The 21,716-nt window shown below is 68.6% G+C and carries 18 protein-coding genes; 3 read left to right on the top strand and 15 right to left on the bottom strand.

The window, feature by feature from the left end; all coding sequences use genetic code 11:
• Nucleotides 1–33 precede the first annotated feature (33 nt).
• Both INT49_RS00640 and INT49_RS00645 read left to right on the top strand, forming a co-directional pair.
• A complete protein-coding gene (locus INT49_RS00640; protein ID WP_179303764.1) occupies nt 34–813 on the top strand; it encodes an alpha-1,2-fucosyltransferase in 780 nt (259 codons plus the stop codon).
• On the top strand, nt 813–1,781 hold the full coding sequence (locus tag INT49_RS00645; RefSeq protein ID WP_114306145.1) for a glycosyltransferase family 2 protein: 969 nt from the start codon (nt 813–815) through the stop codon (nt 1,779–1,781). Before INT49_RS00640 ends, INT49_RS00645 begins: the two co-directional genes overlap by 1 nt.
• 4 nt (nt 1,782–1,785) lie before the next feature.
• Here the strand turns inward: INT49_RS00645 and INT49_RS00650 are convergent, their stop codons facing one another.
• From INT49_RS00650 to INT49_RS00710, 13 genes are read right to left on the bottom strand one after another with little or no spacing between them, the layout of a single operon-like run.
• Complete coding sequence (locus INT49_RS00650) at nt 1,786–2,916, bottom strand: glycosyltransferase (RefSeq protein ID WP_193115792.1); 1,131 nt, start codon at nt 2,914–2,916, stop codon at nt 1,786–1,788.
• Nucleotides 2,909–4,792 (bottom strand): ABC transporter ATP-binding protein, encoded by a 1,884-nt coding sequence (locus INT49_RS21495; RefSeq protein ID WP_114306144.1) that lies wholly within the window; start codon nt 4,790–4,792, stop codon nt 2,909–2,911. The genes INT49_RS00650 and INT49_RS21495 overlap by 8 nt, the downstream gene beginning before the upstream one ends.
• On the bottom strand, nt 4,789–5,922 hold the full coding sequence (locus tag INT49_RS00660) for a glycosyltransferase (RefSeq protein ID WP_114306143.1): 1,134 nt from the start codon (nt 5,920–5,922) through the stop codon (nt 4,789–4,791). The genes INT49_RS21495 and INT49_RS00660 overlap by 4 nt, the downstream gene beginning before the upstream one ends.
• Nucleotides 5,922–6,875, bottom strand: coding sequence for a glycosyltransferase family 2 protein (locus tag INT49_RS00665; RefSeq protein ID WP_181868807.1), 954 nt, complete (start codon nt 6,873–6,875; stop codon nt 5,922–5,924). The genes INT49_RS00660 and INT49_RS00665 overlap by 1 nt, the downstream gene beginning before the upstream one ends.
• Entirely contained in the window at nt 6,872–7,933 is a 1,062-nt protein-coding gene (locus INT49_RS00670; protein WP_114306141.1) for a glycosyltransferase family 4 protein, read from the bottom strand. The genes INT49_RS00665 and INT49_RS00670 overlap by 4 nt, the downstream gene beginning before the upstream one ends.
• Nucleotides 7,930–9,165 carry an ABC transporter permease gene (locus tag INT49_RS00675; protein ID WP_114306140.1) on the bottom strand — a complete coding sequence of 412 codons (1,236 nt, stop codon included), beginning with the start codon at nt 9,163–9,165 and terminating at the stop codon, nt 7,930–7,932. Before INT49_RS00675 ends, INT49_RS00670 begins: the two co-directional genes overlap by 4 nt.
• Complete coding sequence (locus INT49_RS00680) at nt 9,162–10,265, bottom strand: glycosyltransferase (RefSeq protein WP_114359444.1); 1,104 nt, start codon at nt 10,263–10,265, stop codon at nt 9,162–9,164. Before INT49_RS00680 ends, INT49_RS00675 begins: the two co-directional genes overlap by 4 nt.
• A complete protein-coding gene (locus INT49_RS00685) occupies nt 10,256–12,505 on the bottom strand; it encodes an N-acetylneuraminate synthase family protein (RefSeq protein ID WP_114306138.1) in 2,250 nt (749 codons plus the stop codon). Before INT49_RS00685 ends, INT49_RS00680 begins: the two co-directional genes overlap by 10 nt.
• Nucleotides 12,502–13,209 carry an acylneuraminate cytidylyltransferase family protein gene (locus INT49_RS00690; protein ID WP_193115793.1) on the bottom strand — a complete coding sequence of 236 codons (708 nt, stop codon included), beginning with the start codon at nt 13,207–13,209 and terminating at the stop codon, nt 12,502–12,504. The genes INT49_RS00685 and INT49_RS00690 overlap by 4 nt, the downstream gene beginning before the upstream one ends.
• The gene (locus INT49_RS00695) at nt 13,206–14,267 is read right to left on the bottom strand and encodes a hypothetical protein (protein WP_193115794.1); all 1,062 of its coding nucleotides are present in this window, start codon (nt 14,265–14,267) and stop codon (nt 13,206–13,208) included. The genes INT49_RS00690 and INT49_RS00695 overlap by 4 nt, the downstream gene beginning before the upstream one ends.
• On the bottom strand, nt 14,258–15,274 hold the full coding sequence (locus INT49_RS00700) for a CgeB family protein (protein WP_193115795.1): 1,017 nt from the start codon (nt 15,272–15,274) through the stop codon (nt 14,258–14,260). Before INT49_RS00700 ends, INT49_RS00695 begins: the two co-directional genes overlap by 10 nt.
• On the bottom strand, nt 15,271–16,272 hold the full coding sequence (locus INT49_RS00705) for a glycosyltransferase family 2 protein (RefSeq protein WP_096196828.1): 1,002 nt from the start codon (nt 16,270–16,272) through the stop codon (nt 15,271–15,273). Before INT49_RS00705 ends, INT49_RS00700 begins: the two co-directional genes overlap by 4 nt.
• Entirely contained in the window at nt 16,269–17,873 is a 1,605-nt protein-coding gene (locus INT49_RS00710; RefSeq protein ID WP_114306148.1) for a polysaccharide biosynthesis tyrosine autokinase, read from the bottom strand. The genes INT49_RS00705 and INT49_RS00710 overlap by 4 nt, the downstream gene beginning before the upstream one ends.
• Nucleotides 17,874–18,124: 251 nt before the next feature.
• Between INT49_RS00710 and INT49_RS00715 the strand changes: the two genes are divergently transcribed.
• On the top strand, nt 18,125–19,321 hold the full coding sequence (locus INT49_RS00715; RefSeq protein ID WP_193115796.1) for a glycosyltransferase: 1,197 nt from the start codon (nt 18,125–18,127) through the stop codon (nt 19,319–19,321).
• 42 nt (nt 19,322–19,363) lie between these two features.
• Here the strand turns inward: INT49_RS00715 and INT49_RS00720 are convergent, their stop codons facing one another.
• Together INT49_RS00720 and INT49_RS00725 are read right to left on the bottom strand one after the other, a co-directional pair.
• Complete coding sequence (locus INT49_RS00720; RefSeq protein ID WP_193115797.1) at nt 19,364–21,115, bottom strand: pyruvate dehydrogenase; 1,752 nt, start codon at nt 21,113–21,115, stop codon at nt 19,364–19,366.
• A 109-nt stretch (nt 21,116–21,224) separates the two neighbouring features.
• A complete protein-coding gene (locus INT49_RS00725) occupies nt 21,225–21,686 on the bottom strand; it encodes a glutaredoxin family protein (protein WP_193115798.1) in 462 nt (153 codons plus the stop codon).
• Nucleotides 21,687–21,716: the final 30 nt, after the last annotated feature.

Genomic DNA, 21,716 nt, shown 5'->3' on the forward strand with positions numbered 1-21,716 from the left:
GAGGCCGCCCGAGCGCGCCCAGGAGCTCCGACGGTGCAGTTCACGCCCGATGCCGTGCGGGGTGGGAACATCCTCTACTACTGGCAGTGGGCCTACCTCGGGCAGCTCGCCGGGGACCGCCGCTCGGTGCTGCGCACGGACCACATGGATGCGTGGCTCGAGGAGTTCCCCGTTCTGGAGAGCCTCACCGTGTCGCGCGCGGACGTCTCCCCTCTCGACCAGCGAGCGTTCGCGACGCGGCATCACTTCGGATCCAGCTTCACGGCAGAGGAGAATCGGCTGTTCAGCCGGTGGCTTCTCGACGGGTCGCCGTCCTTCGAGTCCCGCGTCGAAGCGGCGCGCCGCGTCATCACGGATCGGACATGCGTGATCAACGTGCGCCGCGGCGACTACTACCGCGTCCCGGAGTTCCGTGCCGAGTTCGGCATGGACATCCGCGCCCACGTGTCGCAAGCAGTCGAGATCCTCGTACGATCCGGCCGAGCCCCGGAGGACGTGCTGATCGTCTCCGACGACCTGGGGTGGTGCCGCGACAATCTCCAGGACACGCTCCCGGGTGGATACCGCTCCCTCCCGCACCGGACGAGCCTGTTCGACGACCTCGCCGCACTTGTCGCGTCCCGCACGCTGGTGCTCGCCAATTCGACGTTCTCCTACTGGGGGAGCCATCTCGCTGCCGCGCTGCGCGACGACCACGTGGCGGTGGCTCCGCCCTACCATCAACGCGTCGCTGCCGGGCCGCCGGTGGATGATCTGTTCGACCCACGGTGGGAGCGCACGTCGCTCCCCGCCGATTCGGAGGGGCCCGCGTGATGTCGTCCGCTCCTGCGATCAGCGTGATCATCCCGTGCCACCAGGCCGCGGGGACTCTTCCGCTCCAGCTGCGCGCACTCGCCTCTCAGCTGGATGTTCCGCCGTTCGAGCTGCTCATCGTCGACAATCGCTCGACCGACGGGCTGGCCGCAGTGGTCGTAGAGCATCGATCCGCGCTTCTGGCTGCGGGTGCCACGGCGGTCCGTCTTCTCGACGCCCATGTCGAGTCCGGCGCGTCCTATGCGCGCAACGTGGGTGCCTCCCATGCGTCGACCGACTTCCTGGTGTTCTGCGACGCGGACGATTGTGTGTCGGCGAGGTGGCTCGCCGATGCCTGGGCTCTCTTCGAACAGGCCGACGCCTTCTCGGGCAGCGCGCTGCCGATCCCTGACCCGGAGTTCGGGACGGACATCAGCGCGCTCCGTGATCGGATCGCGCCGGCGGCCCTCCCGGCACCGGAGGTGCGGCATCAGCAGGAGCTCGCGATCCCGATCCTCATGGGCGGCGATTTCGGGATGCGTCGGTCCCTCTATCTGCAGCTCGGCGGGTTCGACCAGGCGTTGCCGTCCGCCGGCGAGGACAACGATCTCGCCATCCGCCTCCGTGCTGCGGGGCGCCCCGTGCTGGACTCGTACGCCATGCGCATCGCCTACCGGACTCGGGAGACAGGACGAGCCCGTCGCCTCATCGCCCGCCGTGCGGCCTCGACCCATGTGCTGCTCTGCCAGCGGTACGGCGTCTATCGTTCCTCTGCGTTCGTGGGCCGCGGACGCCTACTGATCGCGACCGTCAAGCTTCCGGCGGCCGCTCTGACGATGCTGCTGAAGCCCGGGCCGCGCGACCTCGACGGGTTCCTCGCCCGGGCTGCAGGCGTCCAGGGCTTCTGGACGGGAGTGCTGCGCTACCGCGTGTTACGTCGCGTCCCCCGCGCCCGCCTCGGGGTCGGGCTCGAGGAGAGCGTCCGGTGAGCCCTCAGACCTGCGCCACGTCCCGGAGGTGGGCGACCCGGGCGGCGAACTCGTCCTCCGACGCGTGGCAGCGCATGAAGTCGAGCGCATTCGTGCCCGCCGCTGTGAGCATCTGAGGAGTCGCGCCCAGCTCCTGCACGGTATCGGCGAGGGCCGCCGTGTCGCCGACCGGGACCTCCCAGCCGGCTCCGTGATCGCGAGCGAACGGGGAGAACGCCTCGTGCGCGAATCCGAGCACGGGAACGCCCAGCGCGAAAGACTCCAGGTAGGTGCCGGCCGGATCCGCCTGGGGATAGGGCAGCACCATCAGGTCGACGTTCTCCCGCACCGAGGGGATCCATTCCTCCGCGAAAGGCAGGGCTCCGGCGAGGGTGACGCCGGGTCCCGCGGCGCGCTCGATCTCCGGCCGGAGGGCGCCGTCGCCGTACATGGTCATCGTGGCGTCGAGGCCGCGAGCACGCAGTTCCGCGACCAGCCGTACGGCGTGATGCGGTCCCTTGATCGGGATGTGTCGTCCGGAGAACCCCAGACGGATCGGCGCCTCCGTGGAGGGCTCGACGGCCCGTGAAGCAGCGATCACCTCACCGGGGACACGGTGATCGAAGAAGAGCATCGGGGAGCGGCTGAGGTGCCGGTGCGCCGACCAGGAGGCGTAGCCGTTGCACTGGGCCCCTGCCGCTCGACGGATGGACCGGTGGAAGGCCGGGGCTCGGCGCACGATGCCCGCCGTGATCCGGGCGCGGGACAGGGCCGAGCGTGCCTGGAGCAGTTCGACGCGCAACCGCTGACGCAATCCGTTCTCGAGCGTGAAGACCGTTCTGGTCGGGTCCCAGGCGCTCAACGCGTAGTTCGCCGGAGCGTGCAACGCCAGGACGACGGCCGGGTCCACTAGGGCCGCGGCGTCCGAGGGCGCACGGTCCAGGAGCAGGTCGAACTCCAACTCGTCGCTCGGGACCGCTTCGCCCAGGGCCGTTCCACCGCCGGAGGACGACGGAGCGGAGACGACGATCCGCCCGGGCCACCCCTGCGCGAACATCCTCAGGCCGCTGATCGTCTTGCGGTCGAACCAGCGCGTGCGGCCGTCCACGCCGACGGGATCGGAGAGGACGAGCAGCAGGACCGGTTCCTCACTCATCAGGGTCCCCGTCGAGGCCGTGCCCGAGAGGCTCTTCGCGGATCGTGTCGTCCGTGGCCACCGGTCGCCCACCGAGGTCCCCCAATCGCACCAGGTGCGCGAAGTCCTCGTTGGTGCGCTGCAGCTCGGCGAAGGTGCCTCGGCCGGCGACCGTCCCGTCCTGCAGATAGACGATCTCGTCGACGTTCTTCACGGTGGAGAGCCTGTGCGCGACGACGATCACGGTCACGTCACCGCTGAGGGCGCTGATGGTCTCCGTGATCTTCCGTTCGGTCTCGTTGTCCAGAGCGGAGGTCGCCTCGTCGAGGACCAGCAGCTTGGGCTCCCGGTACAGCGCCCGGGCGATACCCACCCGCTGCCGCTGACCACCGGAGAGCCTGGCGCCCCACTCGCCCGCGCTCGTTCCCAGCCCTTCAGGCATCTCCGAGATGACGTCGGTGAGCTGCGCCTGTTCGATCGCTCTTCCCAGGCGCTCCTGGTCCGCCTGGTCCGGCGAGAGGTCCATGAGGATGTTCTGGACGATGGAGTCCTCCGTGAGGAAGACGTCCTGGGCGACCATCGAGACATTCGCCTGCCAGGCGCGCTCTTTCCCCGTCATCTCCGTGCCATCGATCAGCACGCGCCCGGCAGACGGCGAAAGCAGGCCGAGCACGACGTCCACGAGCGTCGTCTTGCCGGCACCGGAGCCGCCCACCAGGGCGATCGATCGGCCGAACGGGATGTCGAGGTCGATCCCGCGCAGCACCTCCTCCTCCGCCCCCGGGTACCGGAAGTGCAGTCCCTCCAGTCGGACACTGTGCCTGAAGGGCAGAGCCTCTGCCTCGAATTCGGTCGCGGTGCCGGTATCCGAATCCAGCAGTTCCTCGTGCACGATCTCGAGCGACTTCCGGCCCATCCGGAATCCGTTGACGGCCCCGACGAGCATGGAGATGTTGGGCAGCAGCCGGAACCCGGCGGCCACAAACAGGGCCAGCGATCCCACGGCCGACTGCGCCGATCCGGTCGAGAAACTGACTGCGAGCAACACTCCGATACCGAGGATGAACAGGATCTCGAGAAGATACTTGGTGATCCCGCTGTAGAAGTTCCCCTCGCGAGCCGCCTGCTCCGTGTCGGTGATGCCGGCTTCGAAGCGACGCACGAAATGCTCCGCGGAATGCCGGATCTTCGTCTCCTTGAAACCGTTGAGCCCCTGGAGCCCAGCGATCGTCGACTCGACGGAGCCGGACATCATGAGGTCGCCGGCGCGAGCGATGCGGGGCCGCACGATCCGCAGATAGGCGAGGGATGCTGCCACGAAGTACAACAGCGCCAGGAGAGCCTGGACGGGCGTTGCGACCAGCAGCGCGATCACGATCGCGATCACCGTGAGCCCACCGCTGATCATGGTGATGAGACCGCTGACCATCGCGTTGAACGTCTGACCCACGGCAGCGGTCATGGTCCGGAAGGTCTCCCCGGTCGAGCGCCGTCGGAACTCGACGTACGGCGATTGCATGACGTTGCGGAAGATGCGCACGGACAGCCACACGCGCTCCCGCGCCACGAAGCCCGTCTGCCACCAGGTGAACGCCATCGTGCAGACGTCCTTGACGATGAACAGCAGGACGACCGCGAGCACGAGGGCGAGGCCGAACGTCGAGCGATCCAGTGATCCGGTCGATCGCCAGACGATGCCGAGCGCGCCCTCATCGAGCGGGGCTCCGGTCGCGATGCTGACGAGCGGCAGCACAGTGATGATCGCAGCCGTCTCGAGCAGCGCGAGGATGCCGGAGACCACAGCAGCCATCAGCAGCTTCACCTTGGTGCGCCGGTCGAGGACGTCCCGGAGCAGCTGCCACGTGGTGAGAGCGCCCTCCGACGTGCGTGCGCTCACCGGGACCCCGCGATGCGGCCGACGATCTGGTGCAGGTCCGCGATGAATTTCTCCTCGGAGAACTGCCCGGCTCGGTGCGTGACCGACCTCGTGTCCCACGGCCCGTGATCGTCCATCACGCCCACCCCTGCCCGGATCGATTCCGCGGTCGCCTCCTCGAAGAACGTCCCGTTGGTCTGGTCCTCGATCGTATCCATATAGCCTCCGGCCCGGAGCGCGAGCGTCGGCGCCCCGTGCGCCCCTGCTTCGAGGGGCGTGAGGCCGAAGTCTTCATGGCTGGCGGCGATCAGTGCCGCGGCGTTGGCGTAGGCCCAGCGCATCTGGGCATCGGTCAGCCCCTCGACGAGCCGTACATTGCTCGGTGCGCTCGCGAGGAGGCGCTCCCTCTCCGGTCCCTTGCCGATGACCAGCAGGCGACGGTCCGGCAGCTCACGGAAGGCCTCGATCACCCGGTCCACGTGCTTGTACGGCTGCAGACGCGAGACCACGAGGTAGTGGCCACCCTCGGAACCGTCTGCCCCCGCCCAGCCGGCGAGTTCGGGGATCGGCTCCTGAGGGCCCTCTGCGACATCCGGGCTGAACGGCGGGAACAGCGTCGGGGCGTCGATCCCGTACACCCGGCGGATCCGCTTGCTCACCACCGTGGAGTTGCCCAGGTAGTGGTGCGCGGTCATTGCGGCGCGGCGATCCCAGTGCTTCAGGAACGGAGTGAGGCCGGCGAGCGCGAGTCGCTTCGGGTCGAAGCGTCCGGCCTCGCCCAGATAGTCCTCCGGGAGGTACAACCACCGCGCCGGGGAGTGGCAGTAGACGACCTTCTTCCCCTGCGTGGGGAAGGCGTGCGCCCATCCGGACGAGCTGGCGATCACGACGTCCGCATCGATCCGCTGCCGGGAGGCGGCGGCCGCGAGCAGCGGCAGCGCCTTGCGCGGATCCCTCCGGAAAGCCCCGATGCGGTTCAGGCCGCTGGTGTGGATCACCTTGTCCCGGTATTCGGGGTAGGTCTGGTCGGGCTCGTAGAAGAGGGTGTGGATCTCGGCGTCCGGGAAGGCGCGGCAGATCGATAGGACGAGCCTCTCGGCTCCCCCGCGCTGAGTCAGGTAGTCATGAGCGATCGCGATGCGGGGTGCCATCAATGCTGTCCTTCCGGGGTCGAGGGGATCCGGCTTCCGGCCAGTCCGGCTCCTTCTACAGCCAAGGCGACCAGCTTTCGCCCGACAGGGCGCGGGACCACGGGCAGCAATCTGTCGACAAAGGCTCCCCCTCGGGTCACTGCCAGTCGGGCGCTTAGGAGGTGCGCCGAGGCACCCACCGCCAGTCCCCAGGGCCCGTGCCCCGCCGAAGGCTCACCAACCGGAGCGTCCGGATGCAGGCGACGGAATGTCGTTCGTGCTCGGCCCGCCTCGAAGGCTTTCACGGCACGTGCTCGGGCTGAGCATGCTGGCCCATGATGCTCTGCCAGCGCCTCTTCAACCACGACGATCGGAATTCCCGCCGCATGAAGGCGGTATCCGTAGTCGACGTCTTCCCAGCCGTAGCCTCGATAGCGCGCGTCGTATGGGCCGATCTTCTCCCAGGTGTCTCGCGTGATCGAGCAGCTCGCCGCCCACAGCCTCCAGCGCTCTTTGGGTGGCCTGCTCAGTGCGTGCGCGAGTGAACGCCGAGCCGCGTCCTCTCCGTACGCACGGGTATAGGGGCCGTCCGTGTGGATATCACGGGTGAGCCCGACAGCGCCGACGGAGCCGTCGTCTGAGTGCGCCGTCGAATGAGCACTGATATAGCCGCGCGGAACGACGAGGTCGTCATCGCACCGGATCAGCACCCGCCCGCGCGAGGCGTCGAAACCGGCATTGAGTGCAGCCGCTCGACCACGGTTCTCCGGGAAGAGGATGCTTCGTGCAGTCAACCGTGACTCCGCACGCACGAGTGCCGAGGTTCCGTCGTCGACGCCGTCGACGACCACGATGATCTCGAAAGACGGTGCGCCGTCCAGCTGCGCGGCAAACGCATCGAAGAGGGCCGGCAGTCGCTCCACCCCGCGATAGGACGGCACGACGACACTGACCTCGGGACTCGTATTCGTCACGGACTGCCCCGCTCTCTGCTCGTCGCTCCGAGATCGCTGAGCAGCCCCGCCACACGCTCCATCCCGGCCGCCGGCGAATAGCGCCGCTCCCATCGTGCGCGCGCCGCTGCGGACCGTTCGTGGTCCCCCCGCTCGATATCGGCGAGAGCCTGCTCGATGACGTGAGCGAGGTCATCGGAATCCCCACGCCGGGCGATCCACGGATGATCCACCCCTGCTACCTCCGGCAGAGCACCCGACTCCGAGATGACGAACGGGATCCCGGCCGCCATGGCCTCTGCGGCGACGAGACCGAACGACTCCTCGACCACGGATGGGAAGACGGCGAGGTCGACCGCCTCGAAGAAATCCTCTCTGTCCACCCAACCCAACTGTTCCACTCGATCTCGAATGGGAGCCAGAGAGCTCTCGAGCGCAGAACGGTCGGAATCGTTCCCGAAGCGGTTCTCGCCGGCCAGCACCAGGCGAACGTCGCGTCCTGTGCGCTGCATGAGGCTGCTGGCTGCCTCTGCGAGCAGTACGGCCCCCTTCTCCGCAGTGAGGCGGCCAAGGATGCCGATTCTCACCGGACCACGCCTGTCGGACATCGCGCCCCGATACCGAATCTGCTCAGTCCAGTTCTCGAAGATGGTGGTTCCGTGCAACCGGTCCGCCACAAACCCGGAGGGGACCAGCACGACGCTCGACCTGTTACGTGCCAACCGCTCAAGGGCCGCGTGGGCACCTACAGGGAGTCGATGCAGATGGACGATCCGTGGACCGATGCCCGTCGTCGCGAGAGACGGAACGAGTCCGTTGCACCAGAGCGGGAGACCGCGGTTCCGGAGCCGCCAGCGCCACAGCGCTGCTATGTACCCCCCGCGGTCCTTGGCACGCAGTGCCACGGTGCGGAAGCCTTGTTCGTGCGCGCGCTCGATGAGCTCTGCAGGGCTGCTGGGCGCAAGCACCAGGACGTCAAGCCCCAGCCTGCGGAGTGCTTCGGCGATGTTGAGCAGCATCACCTCGCCGCCCCCGATATCGCCATTGTTCGTGGCGATCGCGATCGTCGGAGTCCTCATGCCGCACCCGTCGGTATGCCGCCAGCTGTCGGTGTGCGCTTCTCCGCCTCAGCTCGACTCGCACGCAGGTAGATGGCGAAGGCGATCACCACGGCCCACTGGATCGTGAAGAGCACCTCGCCGAGACGCCATGCGCAGATCAGCAGTGCGACCGTGGTCGCTTGGACGGCGAGCTCCTGGCGGTTGAGATCTCGCGTGAACGGTCGCAGCGCGAAGACGACGGTGATTCCGAGAATCAGCAGAAGCCAGGGCCATCCGCCCTCGACCAATGCGCTCCAATAGGAGTTATGGAAGAACCACACCTTCATCGGGTCATCCGGGAAGACGATGTAGGCCTCACCGAGGCCGGAGCCGAAGAACCCCGCACCGTCCACCTTGATCTCGGAGGCCGCATCGATCCGGCTGCGTAGAGCATCTGAGCCATCACGATCGGAGAACATGCCGATCTGGGAGAAATCCTCAGCGAGCAGTCTGACTCCGAGATAGACAGCCAGTCCGAGAGCCCAGCGCCCGACGACGCCCAGCCGCGGCGCGAGCACGACCCAGAGCACTCCGGCACTGAGCGCCGAGATCGAGGTACGTGATCCGGTCTTCCAGACGAGGACCGCGAACGCGAGGAGCAGGACGACCTTCAGCCATCGTTTGTCGATCACGGCCAGCATCAGGACGCCGAACACCGCATAGGCCATGCCGGCCACGTTCTTGTCCATGAAGTAACCGGAGAGGGCGCCGCCATAGTTGTCCGGTGCCAGGCCCACGTAGAAGGCAACGGCGTTGAAGAGCATACCGATGCCGAGGCCGGCGATCGCCGAACGGAAGTCGATGCGGCCGGTGGCCAGGATCAGAACCAGTACGGCGGTCAGGGTGAGCCTGATCAGACGGCGTTTCCAATCCGAGGCCAGGTCGGTCGGGTCCGCGAACATCGAGATCATCGCGATGTAGAACAGAGCGATCGCGAAGATCGGCACGATGAGCTGGAGGCGGCCGAGGTCGGCCTGCGGGCGGCGCGTCAGACCGAGCCCGATGATCGCCATCATCACCAGCTGGTTGAACGGCAGAGGCAGACCGAACAGCGCTCCCTCGAAGATCAGACCGAAGAAGAGGATCAGCTCGGGGATCCGCCAGCGCCCGATCGCAGAGAACACGTCCGCGGTCTCCGTGCGCACACGCGCGCCCATCGCCGTCGCGACGGCGGCAGGATCCGCGGTCCGGTCCGTGGTGCGTGCGCTCACGCCGTCACCTCCCCGTAGACGTTCGCGATGGCGCTGCACATGCCGGCGACGTCCATGCGCCCTGAGGCAGGGGGACGTGCGGCCACCTCGGTGCCCTGCGCAGTGATCGCGCGGGCCACGGCAGGCAGGTCCTCCGCCGGCACCAGGCACTGCTGCGGGACGATCTCGCGGTTCCCGCCCACGTCCGTCGCGACGACGCCCACCCGGTGGGCCACGGCGTCGAGGAGGGTGTACGAGAGGTTCTCCCACACCGACAGCTGCACCACCACGTCGTGACCGCGCAGCGCGCTCCCCGCGTCGATGTGGCCGGGGAAGTCCACGCGGCCGGTCAGGTCGAGGCTCGCCACCAGCCGGCGCAACGAGTGGCCCTCCGGCCCGGTGCCGGCGATCGTCAGGCTGGCCGCGGGATGCTCGGCGGCGACCAGAGCGAACGCCCGCACCAGCTGGTCGATCCTCTTCTCCGGTGCGAGGCGGGACAGGGACAGCACGCGCAGCCCTGTCGTCGGGCGCTGCGCCGGGTCCACGTCATCGACCCCATTGCGGATCACGGTGACCTTCCTCCCGCTCCCCCATTGCGCCGCGACCTGCTGCGCGGTGGAGGCGCTGACGGCGATCACGCGGTCGGTGCGCAGCAGTCGAGTGCGGTGGGCAACCGCCTTGACCTGAGCTCGGAGAGCGTCGGCCTGGTAGTACCCGCGCACCCCGGAGATCCCGTGCTCGGTGGAGACCACACGGATGCGACGCCCTGCCCCGGAGCGCAGTCCGGTCACCGCTGCGATCCCGGCGAGGTCTGCGAAGGCGAGGTGGGTGTGCAGCACGTCAGGTCGCAGGCGCTTGAGCGTGCGCCGTATCGCCCGCGTCGCCGCTGCCGCACCGTCGGTCGGGGAGACCGGGCCCGTGAGTACTGGTGCACCCTGCGCTCGCAACTGCTCGGCGAGCGCCCCCTCCGGGCAGAGCACGACGATGCGCCACCCGGTTATTCCGTGACGCAGCGCGTCGAGAACGTGGCGTGCCACGCCGCCGAGGTCGGCGACGGGGACGCACCACAGCACGAGCCGCGGCAGCGCCCGCTCCGCCGCGTCGGCCCCTGTCAGAACCATTCCCGCAGCCGATCCAGGGCCGTGAAGAACCCTTCGCCGTTGTTGACGTGGCCCATCCAGATCTCGGGGATGAACGGAGCGGTCGGTGCGAGGCGGTCCATGCGCTCGGCGAGGTCCTTGAAGTCGACCTCTCCCTCCCCCACCTGCACGCCCTCGCCGTCCACACCCACGGAGTCCACGATGTGCAGGTGCTCGGTGTGCGAGCCCATCGCCTCGAGATACTCGCTGAAGGGGCGCTGGTAGAAGTTCGCGGCGAGCTTGGAGTGGGACACGTCCAGGGTGAGCCGGCGGTCGTAGGTCTCGCAGAACCACACCGTGTCCTCGGGCTCCACGAACAGGTTGTGGAACTGCTGGCCGCCCATCAGCCACGGGAACGGCGGCAGGGTCTGCGCGGTCAGGCGCACGCCCTCCTCGTCCACGCGCTCCAAGCCCTGCTGCACCCGCTCGTACAGCGGGTAGCGCTCCTCGGGCCGCAGGTGCCGGTCCGGCAGGAAGCCGCCCATGGTGATGATGACGATCGGGTCCTCATCGCAGGTGAAGTGCTTGCGCAGGTCGCGGGTAAGGTCCACCACGCGCTGCACCTCACGGATCGAGCGCTCCCAGATCTCCTCGTCCGGGGAGGCGAGGTCGATGAGGAAATCCCCGGGATAGAGGTCCGGGGCGTGCACGGTGAAGAACTGGTCGAGCTTCTCACCGGAGTCGAAGAACTGGCCCAGATCGAGCTCCATGTCCTTCGCGCTCTGATGGAACTCGAGGAAGTCCGGCTCGGAGACCTCCAGCAGCGCCCGGAAGTCATGGAACCGCACCGGCAGCCCCCAGGGGCGATGGAAGCTGTAGTCGCTGCGGGCCTGGGGGCGTCCGGCGAGATCCCCGGCGTAGAAGAAGTCTCCGCTGGGCACGTCGCGATGCAGGGTGACCCCGAGAAGGGCATCGCGCTGGTGGGGCTGCAGGCCGCGGCCCGGGCTCTTGACCTCGACGTCCGCCGCGGTCACCGTCTCCCCGGAACGCAGATCGCGAGTGGCCACGAGGGACTTCGCGAGATTGACGCGGTTCATGAGCTCCCCGGTGGACAGCTCGCGCGGACGATCGCTCCCGAGGGCCTCCTCGACCTCACGGATCTGCCGCACCATGGCGCTGAGCTCCTCGGGCAGCAGCGACACCTTGTGGTCGTTCCCCTCGAGGGTCTTGTCGAGCGTCACGTGCTTCTCGATGATGCGCGCGCCGCGGGCCACCGCCGCGACCGGCACGTGCCAGCCGCGCTCGTGGCCGGAGTAGCCCACCAGGCAGTCGCCGAGCTCGGCGAGCCGGTCCATGTACCGCAGGTTCACGTCCTTGTAGGGCGCGGGATAGGTGGACTGCGTCTGCAGCAGCGCGAAGGGAGCACCCTGGCTGCGCAGCACGTCCACGGCGCCGGTGATCTCCTGCTCGGTGCTCATGCCGGTGGAGACGATCATCGGCGCGCCGAACCCGGCCACCCGGGTCAGCAGGTCGTGATGGGTGAGATCCGCCGAGGCGATCTTGTAGCCGGGCATCCCGTAGCTGTTCAGCGCATCGGCCGAGGGAAGGTCCCACGGCGTGCAGATCACGTTCACCTCGCGCGCCGCGCAGTGATCGAACACGCGGTACATGTCCTCGACCGACAGCGAGTACTTGGCCAGGAGGTTCATCGTGTACTGGGCGCCGAGGTCCTCCCCCGCGCTCGCGGAGCTGCCGGAGCGGTACAGCGCGGCCATGTCCCGCAGCTGGAACTTCACGGTGTCCACCCCGGCGCTCACGCACTCGTCCACGAGGCGCTTGGCGAGGTCCACATCGCCCTGATGGTTGTTGCCGATCTCGCCGATGATCAGTGACGGGCTGCCCTCGCCCACGGTGCGCGACCCGATCGTGAGGGTGCGGGCGCCGGGGGTCGCCACGGCCACCAGGCGGCCGCGGTCGTCCACCACCGGGATCCGGTCGATGCCGCGACCGAACAGCTCGGCGATCTCCGCGACCGGGGTCCCCTCGGCGACCGAGACGAAGTCCGTGTTCGCGGCGTCGAGCGCGAGCGCGCCGAGATCCGGGGAGGGCTGGGCGACCAGCCAACGGCGCACGTCGCCGTCGCTCAAGGTGCCGCGCACGGTGCCGTGCTCGTCCACGAGGAAGGCCACGCGGGCCTGGTTCTCGCTGATGCGGCGCAGCGCTTCCAGCACGGTGGCCTGCACGTCGACCGCGAACGGTGCGGTGTGGCGATCCAGGATCACGAGGTCCTCCAACCAAGTCGGGTCAGCATGCTCTCGGCGGCGGCGACGTCGGTGAGCGTGTCGATGTCCACGCCCTCCACCTCGTCGAGCACGAACAGGTCCGTGCGGCCGCCGATGCGGTTGTGCCGTGTGCGGTAGATGTGCGGAGCCGTCACGTACAGGCTCCCGTTCTCGAAGTAGTGCATCTGCTGGGCGGTGAGCTCCTGGCGGCGAGGCCGGGCGGTCACGTCGTACGTCGCCTGCGCGTCCTGCCCGGGAGCAGTGGGGAGCCTCCAGAAGAAGGGCGACTCGGGCACCACGCCGACCAGCGATTCCACCCCGGTGCTGCGGAACTGGGCGATCGCCCGACGGATCGTGTCCGGGCGGCGCACCGGAGAGGTGGCCTGCAGCAGCACCACCGCGTCGAGCTCCGCGCCGTCGGCCTCGACCGTGTCCATGGCGTGCAGAACGGTCGGCTCGGTGGGCGCGGTGTCGGTGGCGAGCTCGGCGGGACGCTCGATCACGCTGGCCCCGTGCTCACGGGCCACAGCGGCGATCTCCGCGTCCTCCGTGGAGACGGCGACGATCACGTCCCCGTCGCCGCGTGCTTCGAGGGCCTGCGCGATGGTCCAGGCGATCAGCGGCTTCCCACCCACGGGCAGCAGGTTCTTGCGAGGGATGCCCTTGGAGCCGCCTCTCGCAGGGATCACGGCGAGCGCGGTCATCCCGCTCCCTCGAGGATCTGGGCGATCAGCCGTGAGGGCTCGTCGGCCGGCTGCACGGGAGCGGGTGTCGGATCCCCTCCCCAGGTGCGCATCCCGTAGCGGTCCCAGAACTCGTGCACCCAGGTGGGGGTGCGTGGGCCGTACACCCAGGCGGGCAGGCCGCGCACGGCCGCCTCCAGCACACCGGTGGAGAAGACGCCGACGACCGGGCCGCGCAGCTCGTGCAGCGGGATCGCGGAGTCCTGGAACTCGATGCCGCGCCGCGCCATCACGGAGTGGGCGACGCGGGAGAGCGCGTCGGTCTCCGCGGGATGCGGGCGGTACAGGGCGTTCTCCGCGCGGCAGAAGGTGGTCGCGGCGCCAGCGGTGATCCGCCGGGACAGCTCCGCGCCATGCATCTGGCCGAGGAACACGGGCCGCTCGTCGAGATCCGCGGGGGTGTCCTCCGACTCGTGGGCGGCCTGCCACAGCAGCTGGGAGCCGACCACCCGGGTCTCGATGTCCTGCCGGCCGGAGCGGTAGAACTCCGCATCGGCGTCGCTCCACGCGAGCAGGGTGATCCGCGGCGGCAGCGGCGGCGCGAAGGGGGTGAGCGCGCCGTGCTGGACGACGGCGCCGCCGATGTCCTCGGCGAGGGCCCACTCGTGCACCATCCGGCCCACCTCGAGATGCCATCCCAGAGTGATCACCGAGCCGATGCCCCGGCCGTTGAGCACCGCCTGCGGCATGGCGACGCGCTGATGGGTCCAATCCGATCCGGCCAGCTCGGGCAGGTCCACACCCGCGGGGGCGAGCACGTCGATGCCGCTGCGCACGTACGGCAGCGCGGTGAGCAGGCTCGCACGGGAGGTCGGGGAGGCGGAATCCAGGCCGATCAGCACACGGGGACCCTCGTCCCCCTCGCGAGAGTGCAGCACGAAGCCGGGCGCCGGGGACTTGGCATCATCACCGCGGCGCCGGAGGAAACCGGCGACGGAGTGCTTGATCTGCCGGGCCCGGTAACGGGAGTTCTGCCATTCCTGCCAGCGCTCCAGACTGCGCGGGTGGATCAGTGCCATAGCGAGTCGACCTCCTCGAGGCGATGATCGAAGGTGTGCTCGGCCAGGGTGCGACGGCGGCCGGCCGCACGCAGCCCCTCGGCCCAGACGGAATCGGAGAGGGCGCGACGGGAGAGCTCCTCGAGCTCGTCGAGGTCGTGCCAGACGGCCACTTCCGTGCCCACGTCGTAGAACTGGTCCACGTCATCGCGATCCACGAGCTGCACGCCGCCCATGCCGGGGATCTCGAAGGTGCGCATCGCGTGACCGTTCTGCAGACCATGGATCGCGACCGCGGCGGCGCCCTCCGCATGGATCTGGTAGGCGCGCTCCAGCGGCACCTCGCGCGACGCGGCGATCGGCGGACGGCGCCAGGAGAAGGTGCGGGCACGATCCATCGGATGGCGGGAGAAGTCCCGGCCCCAGGCGTGCACCGGCAGGCCCCGTCCGCCGAGCTCGGCGAGGGTCTCGTACCGGTTCTGGTACCCGGAGCCGATGAACACGATCTCGCCTGTGCGCGTCGAGGTGGGCTCCACGCGATGGGGGTCGAACGCATTGGGCACGAAGTGGGCGTCCACGCCGCGCTCGCGCAGCATGTCGGTCTCCGAGCGGGCGTAGTCCACCACGGGACCGATCTCGCGCAGGAAGGCGTCGGTGTAGTCATGGCGGTGGAGGTCGTCGTAGAGCCAGAGGATGCGCGGGGTGTCCCCGAGTGCCTCCCAGAAGCGGGCGTCCAGACCGTCGCCCTTGATGATGATCACCCGGTGCGGTCGCACCTCGCGCAGCATCGCGATCACGCGGTCGGTGAGCCGTGCCGTCTCCGCGGTGCGTCGGTCCCCGCGCACGCGCAGACGCTCGGGCAGCTCCACCGTGGCTTTCAGCCGCAGCTTCTCGCCAGCGGTGTCGTAGGCGTCGTAGCGGGCGGTGTGCACCTCGTAGCCGCGGCGGGCCAGGGCGTCCCCGATGCTCTTCCAGTAGCCGTGGAAGGAGGGGGAGATCAGCAGCAGGCGCTCAGGGGAGCCACTCATCGCGGCAGCTCCCTCCCGGACCGGTGGATCAGGTGCAGCTCCTCGCGGGCCACGGCAAGAGGATGCACGTCGCGCCCAGCTGCCCGGCGGCCGGCATTCCACACCAGGTTCACGCCCGTGGCCAGGGACATCCCCGCCCGCAGCAGATGCACGCTGCTGTGCTTGCGGGCGTAGCGCATCCTGGCGCCCACCAGCCAGCCGCGGCGGCGGGCCTCGCCGCCGGAGGAGGCGCCACCCACGTGGCGCACCTCCAGATCGGCGTCGAGCAGCGACGGGATCCCCTCCCGGCGCAGACGCAGCTGGAGGTCGACCTCCTCGGTGTACATGAAGTAGCCCTCGTCGAAGCCACCGGCGCCCCGCACCTCGGCGAGCGGAAGCAGCAGCACCGCGCCGGAGACCCAGTCCACGGGGATCATGCCGGTGCCACGCTCGGCGTCGAGGTCGTGCCCCACGGCGCGATGCAGCAGATCACGGTGTCGCTGGGAGGCCAAGGGCACGAGCCACTCGGTCACCTGATGCCCGATGGTCGGGAACCTGCGGGCCGCGTAGCCGGAGCCGCCGCTCTCGCCGACGTTCCGACAGCCCACCACGGCGGGCATCCAGGGCCGGGCGTGCTCGACGAGCCTGCGGCAGAAGCCGCGCGGGATCTCGAGGTCGGAGTTCAGCACGAGGGCGTGCTCGATGCGGCCCCTCTCGACTCCATGGGCGGGGGCCTCGTGGGCGAAGGGCTCGTCGGCGAGGACCGTCTCGGCGAGCGCCGCGAGCCCGGTGTTGACCGCGGCACCGAACCCGCCGTTGGTCTCTCGCCGGATCAGCTCGGTGCCAACGGGCAGATCATCAGCGGCCACCGGCACGGGCGTGGCGTCGTCGACGACGATCACTCGGGCGGGCCGGTCCGCGGCCGGGGCCTGGTCACCGCGCAGGGACTCGAGCAGCGGGAGCACGGGCCGGATGCTTCCGTGCACGGGGATCACGACCCCGAGCTGCCCGAGGCTCACTCCGCATCCCGGTTCGGGGCTGCGCGACGCCCTCGGGCGCTGCGCAGCTCGCCGGTGTCCTCGAGGTTCGCGTCGGAACCGGAATCGGTGACCACATGCGCCGCCCCGACGGAGGTGAGGGGCTCAGCAGGACCGCCTGCCTGTTCGACGTCCACCTCGTCGTCGCTGTCCGGCACCACTGTCGCCGTGTCATAGCCGGTGGCGGCTCCGTAGCCGTACTTGCCATAGGAGGCGTACCCGTACTCGGCGTCGCCATAGGCGAGGCGGGTGAAACGGCTGCTGGAGGCGCGGTTCATGACCACGCCGTACACCTTGGCACTGACCCCCCGGATCGCCTCGACCGATCGGGTCAGGCCGAAGGAGCGGGTCTGCCCGGGCACGGCGACCAGGATCGCGCCGTCGGCATGGCGGGCCAGCAGCTGAGCGTCGGTCACGGCGAGCACCGGCGGGGCATCGATGATCACGAAGTAGGACCGGGAGAGCTCCTCGATGAGCTCCTTCATGCGGCGCGAACCGAGCAGCTCGGACGGGTTCGGCGGCACCTGCCCGGCCGGGAGGAGCGACAGCAGCTGCGTGGAGGACGGCTGCACCGCGTCCTCGAGGCTCACCGAGGCGGCGAGCAGCTGGGACAGGCCCACCGCACCGTCCACCCCGAACTGGTCGGCCACCATCGGGCGGCGCAGGTCGGCATCGATCAGCAGGGTGGGCTGCCCGGCGCGAGCCATCACGCGGGCGAGGTTGCCGGCCACGATGGACTTGCCTTCGCCGGGGGCGCTCGAGGTGACCACGATCGAATGCGGAGGTGCGTCCACATCGACGTAGCGCAGGTTCGTGCGGAGCTTGCGGATGGCCTCGCGGGCCCCGAACGTCTTGGGGTCCGGCAGCGTGCCGTTCTTCGCTCGGCCCAGCTCCTTGACGTCCGGCAGGGTGCCCAGCAGCGGAAGATCCACTGCCTCGGCGATGTCGTCCGCCGTACGGATCCGCGAATCGTTGCGGTCACGCAGCCAGGCCACGGCGAGCGCGATCAGAAGACCGGCAGCGGCCCCTGCGGCCAGGTACTTGAAACGATCCGGGGACTCCGGCGCTCCCGGCAGCACAGCGTTCTGATAGGTGGCCAGCTGCACGCTCACGGCGGCGTCCTCGTTCCCACCGGATTCCAGGGTGCGCGCCTCGTCTGCGGTGGCCTCGACCGCAGCGTTGGCGATGTCGGAGGCCTCCTGGGCGGAGCCCGCGAAGGCCGTCACCGTGATGATCGGGGCGTTCGGGTCCAGCTTCGCCTGCAGGGAGCCGGCGACGGTGTCCGGGCTCGACTGCAGCCCGAGGTCATCCACGATGGACTGCCCCACCGCACGGGTGTTGAACAGCGGCAGGTAGGACTGCGCCTTGCTGTACTGGAACTGCATGTTCCCGCTGGCCTGCTGGATCGGGTTGCCGGCCTCGTCGGTCTGCGAACTCGCGGAGACGTACCCGAGCGCGCTGGCGGAGTACACCTCAGGCTTGCTGAAGGAGAACCCGAAGCCCGCAGCTGCGCCGAGCGCGACGCCGAGAATGAGCAGGAACAGGTTGCGCAGGAGCAGCCTGAGGAAGTCTTCGATCGTCACCAGCACACACCGTTCACGACGCAGGAGGGGGTCCCTGTCATCGTAGGCGAGCGTCGCAGACGTTTGCCCGGATTGTCCTGCGCGCAGGGTCACGACTTGGGCATATGTTCAGGAGCTGAGCCGCTACTCACGGGTAAGCGGCGGCGGAGTCCCCTCCCTGCCGCCTCCGTCAGGCCCGAGTGCACCGGTAGGCTGCGACTACCCCTCTCGCCGTTGACAGGGAACCAAGCGAGCAACAAGAGGGGCATGACATGCCGGGTCCGCTAGTCCGAAAAATCATCATCGCCGATGACGACATTGGAAATCTGGGTGGAATATCCAGTGCCATTCGCACACTCACCGAAGGCTTTCGCGCTCGCGGCATTTCCGTCGAATATCTATCCCTCCACTCCCCACAGTTCGAGGCGGGGCTGACCGGCAACATCTTTGAGGCCAACCGCTTCGAGTCGATGACCGCACACCACCCTCTCGCCAAGGACTACCCCGGAATCCTGGGGGTACGATTGATCGCCAAACGGGCCCTTACCCCTTTCTGGCTCGCCTATCGCAAGGCACGTCTACGGGAGTATCTCGGCCGACTGGCAAGCACCGACGCCGTAATCTCCATGAAGCCGCGCATCGGGGTGCTGATCGAATCAGAACTCGCACGGCGCCGCCGCTCCACAAATGATGCACCCTTTCATGCGCACCAGATCCACTACAGTTTCGCCCATTGGTACCGCCCCCTCCAAGAGGACAATCTCCGCCATGTCACTCGAGGGTGCGATGCGCTCGTCGCACTGTGGCCGACTGAGGCGGAGCAGTTCGGCAATGATCACGAGATGCCAGCTGCATCCATCCCCAACGCCATCACGCTTCCCGACGCCGAACACACAGGTCCCGGCCAATCGACGAAAATAGTCTCGTGCATAACCCGACTCTCCTCCGACAAGCGAGTGGACTTGGCAGTTCAGGCATTCGACCTTGCGCTCGACCAGGCACCGGGATGGTCCTTGCGCATCTACGGGGACGGCCCTGAGCGCCAGACCGTGGAGAACGCCATAAACACCAGCAGGCACCCCAATGCGTTCAGTCTTGGTGCGCGACTTTCTCCCGAGCAGGTACAAGCGCATCTCGCACATGCGGACCTCGCGATCCTCACATCGATCGCCGAAGGTCTTCCGATGTCGATCCTGGAAGCAAGTGCTTGGGGCGTTCCGACCGTAGCCACCCCATCGTCGCGCTCGGTGGCAGACCTCACCTCTGTTCATGGGTACCTCTGTGAGGGAGATTCACTGGAGGCCATCGCCGGAGCGCTACAAAACGCGATGCGGAACGATTCTGAACGAGCGACCAAATCCCAAAAGTGTCGTCAGCTCGCTAAACAATTCAGCGTGGAAGCAGTGACCGATAAATGGCTGGAGCTTATAGAACGGAAGTCCTTGCCTGCCGCAGCAGGCAAGGACTAACGCACCCAATAAGCCTTCACCAATCCGAGCGCCGCCGTCGACTCACCGCGGCATATTGCGGATGTTCGTCGCCGCCATGTCGACCATCTTGCCGACGCCGCCGCCGAGCACGATCTTCGTCGAAGCCTGAGCGAAGCCACGGATCTGCTGGGCGGTGATCTTCGGGGGCATGGACAGGGCGTCGGGGTCGGTGACCACGTCGATCAGCATCGGCCCCGGAGTGGCGAGGGCGTCGGCCAGCTGCTTCCTGAGCTTCTTGGGGTCGGTGATGCGCACGGAGCCGATGCCCACGCCCTTCGCGATCGCCGCGAAGTCCACCTGCGCGTGGTCGGTGCCGTAATCCGGCAGGCCCTCCACGAGCATCTCGAGCTTGACCATGCCGAGGCTGGAGTTGTTGAACACGACGATCTTCATGTTGAGGTCGTGCAGCTTCACCGTGAGCAGCTCACCCATCAGCATGCCGAGCCCGCCGTCGCCGCTCATCGAGATCACCTGGCGCTGCGGGAACGCCTTCGAGGCGCCGATGGCCTGCGGGAGCGCATTGGCCATGGTGCCGTGGTGCCAGGAGCCGAACAGCCGGCGCCGCCCGTTGGGCGTGATGTAGCGGGCGCCCCACACGTTGCACATGCCCGTGTCCACGGTGAACACCGCGTCGTCGTCGGCGAGGGAGTCCAGGGTCGCGGCCACGAACTCGGGATGGATGGGCTTCATGCGCTCCACGTTCTTCGTGTACGCGGAGACCACGCCGGTGAGCGCCTTGTGGTGAGCCTTGAGCATCCGGTGCAGGAAGCGATGGCTCTTGGTGCTGGTCAGCAGCGGCAGCACGGCCTGCAGGGTCAGTGCCACGTCGCCGTGGATCGCGAGGTCCAGCGGCACCCGCCGGCCCAGCCGGGAGGCCTCCGCGTCGATCTGCACGATCTTCGGCGGGTTCTTCCCGTCGGGCCCGGGCAGGAACTCGCTGTAGGGGAAGTCGGTGCCCAGCAGGATCACCAGATCCGTCTCGTGCATCGCGTCGTAGCAGGCACCGTAGCCGAGCAGGCCGCTCATGCCCACGTCGTACGGATTGTCGTACTGCATGAACTCCTTGCCGCCGAAGGCGTGGCCGATCGGTGCCTTGACCCGCTCGGCGAGCTCGAGCACCTCCTCGCGGGCGTCGCGCACGCCAGCCCCGGTGAACAGGGTGACGGTGCCCGCCTCATCGATCAGCTCGGCGAGGCGTCCCACGGGGCCCGCGGCGGGCTGGACCCGTCCGAGGTCCGTGGCGAGCTCCTTGGTGAGCGGGCCGTCCACCTGCTGGTCGGCGACATCGCCGGGGAGCACGAGCACGGAGACGCCGCTCTTGGCGATCGCGGTCTGCACGGCGATATGGAGCATGGTCGCGCCGTGGGGGCCGGAGTTGACCATCTCGCAGAAGTGGGAGCACTCCTGGAACAGGATCTCCGGGTGGGTCTCCTGGAAGAAGCCGGTGCCGATCTTGGCCGAGGGGATGTGGGAGGCGATGGCGAGCACCGGAGCCCCATCGCGGTGCGCGTCGTACAAGCCCTGGATCATGTGGGTGTTGCCAGGGCCGCAGGAGCCCGCGCACACGGCGAGCTTCCCGGTGAGCCGAGCCTCGGCGCCGGCGGCGAAGGCCCCGGCCTCCTCATTGCGCACATGCACCCACTCGATGCCCTCGGTGGTGCGCACGGCGTCGACGACGGGGTTCAGGGAATCGCCGACCACCCCGTAGATCCGTTCGACACCGAGGTCACGGAGCTGGGTAACGAGGAGCTGGGCGAAGGACATGCGGGGCATCGGGGACCTCCTGGAGATGAGTCAGCCGGGCGGCACCCGGCACGGGCCAGTCCCCTCGAGCGTAGCCCTGCAAGTGGGCGCGGCGACGGGCTTCGAGGCAGGAGCCTTCTCACCGCCGCCCGGGGCGCTCCACGGCTGCAGCCGCATTCAGGGCCGCGCGCAGCTCGTGAGCGGACGGATTGCGCAGCACGTCCTCGCCGAGCAGCACGGTGGGCGTGAGCTCGTCGCCGCCGTTCACGGCCCGCACCTGGGCGTTGGCCTGCTCGTCCCGCCACACGTTCACCCAGGTCACGCGAGGGTCCGAGCGGATCTGCAGCAGCAGCCGCTCACAGTAGACGCACCCCGGCTTCCACAGCACCACCGCGCATCCCGCGGCGAGGTCCTCCGCGGCCCGGGGCCATGGTGTGTGGCGGCCGCGCCGAGCGGACCAGAAGGTCAGTCCGAGGACCACGACCACCCCGACCACCCCGGTCAGCACGCCCGCCCGCAGGTCCTCGAGTCCGAGCACCACGGCGACCACGACGACGCCGCCCAGTCCCACAGCGAGGCTGCTGAGCGTGCGCCGGTCCATGGAGCCACCCTACGACGGGGCAGCGGGACA

The sequence above is a fragment of the Brachybacterium tyrofermentans genome (genome assembly GCF_014897585.1).
Classification (GTDB): domain Bacteria; phylum Actinomycetota; class Actinomycetes; order Actinomycetales; family Dermabacteraceae; genus Brachybacterium; species Brachybacterium tyrofermentans.

What these genes read in the sequence shown, in the direction of transcription:
- INT49_RS00645 (WP_114306145.1), top strand. Translation starts at nt 813, where the DNA reads ATGTCGTCCGCTCCTGCGATCAGCGTGATCATCCCGTGCCACCAGGCC.
- INT49_RS00650 (WP_193115792.1), bottom strand. Translation starts at nt 2,916, where the DNA reads ATGAGTGAGGAACCGGTCCTGCTGCTCGTCCTCTCCGATCCCGTCGGC.
- INT49_RS00660 (WP_114306143.1), bottom strand. Translation starts at nt 5,922, where the DNA reads ATGGCACCCCGCATCGCGATCGCTCATGACTACCTGACTCAGCGCGGG.
- INT49_RS00670 (WP_114306141.1), bottom strand. Translation starts at nt 7,933, where the DNA reads ATGAGGACTCCGACGATCGCGATCGCCACGAACAATGGCGATATCGGG.
- INT49_RS00680 (WP_114359444.1), bottom strand. Translation starts at nt 10,265, where the DNA reads ATGGTTCTGACAGGGGCCGACGCGGCGGAGCGGGCGCTGCCGCGGCTC.
- INT49_RS00690 (WP_193115793.1), bottom strand. Translation starts at nt 13,209, where the DNA reads ATGACCGCGCTCGCCGTGATCCCTGCGAGAGGCGGCTCCAAGGGCATC.
- INT49_RS00695 (WP_193115794.1), bottom strand. Translation starts at nt 14,267, where the DNA reads ATGGCACTGATCCACCCGCGCAGTCTGGAGCGCTGGCAGGAATGGCAG.
- INT49_RS00700 (WP_193115795.1), bottom strand. Translation starts at nt 15,274, where the DNA reads ATGAGTGGCTCCCCTGAGCGCCTGCTGCTGATCTCCCCCTCCTTCCAC.
- INT49_RS00715 (WP_193115796.1), top strand. Translation starts at nt 18,125, where the DNA reads ATGCCGGGTCCGCTAGTCCGAAAAATCATCATCGCCGATGACGACATT.
- INT49_RS00720 (WP_193115797.1), bottom strand. Translation starts at nt 21,115, where the DNA reads ATGCCCCGCATGTCCTTCGCCCAGCTCCTCGTTACCCAGCTCCGTGAC.
- INT49_RS00725 (WP_193115798.1), bottom strand. Translation starts at nt 21,686, where the DNA reads ATGGACCGGCGCACGCTCAGCAGCCTCGCTGTGGGACTGGGCGGCGTC.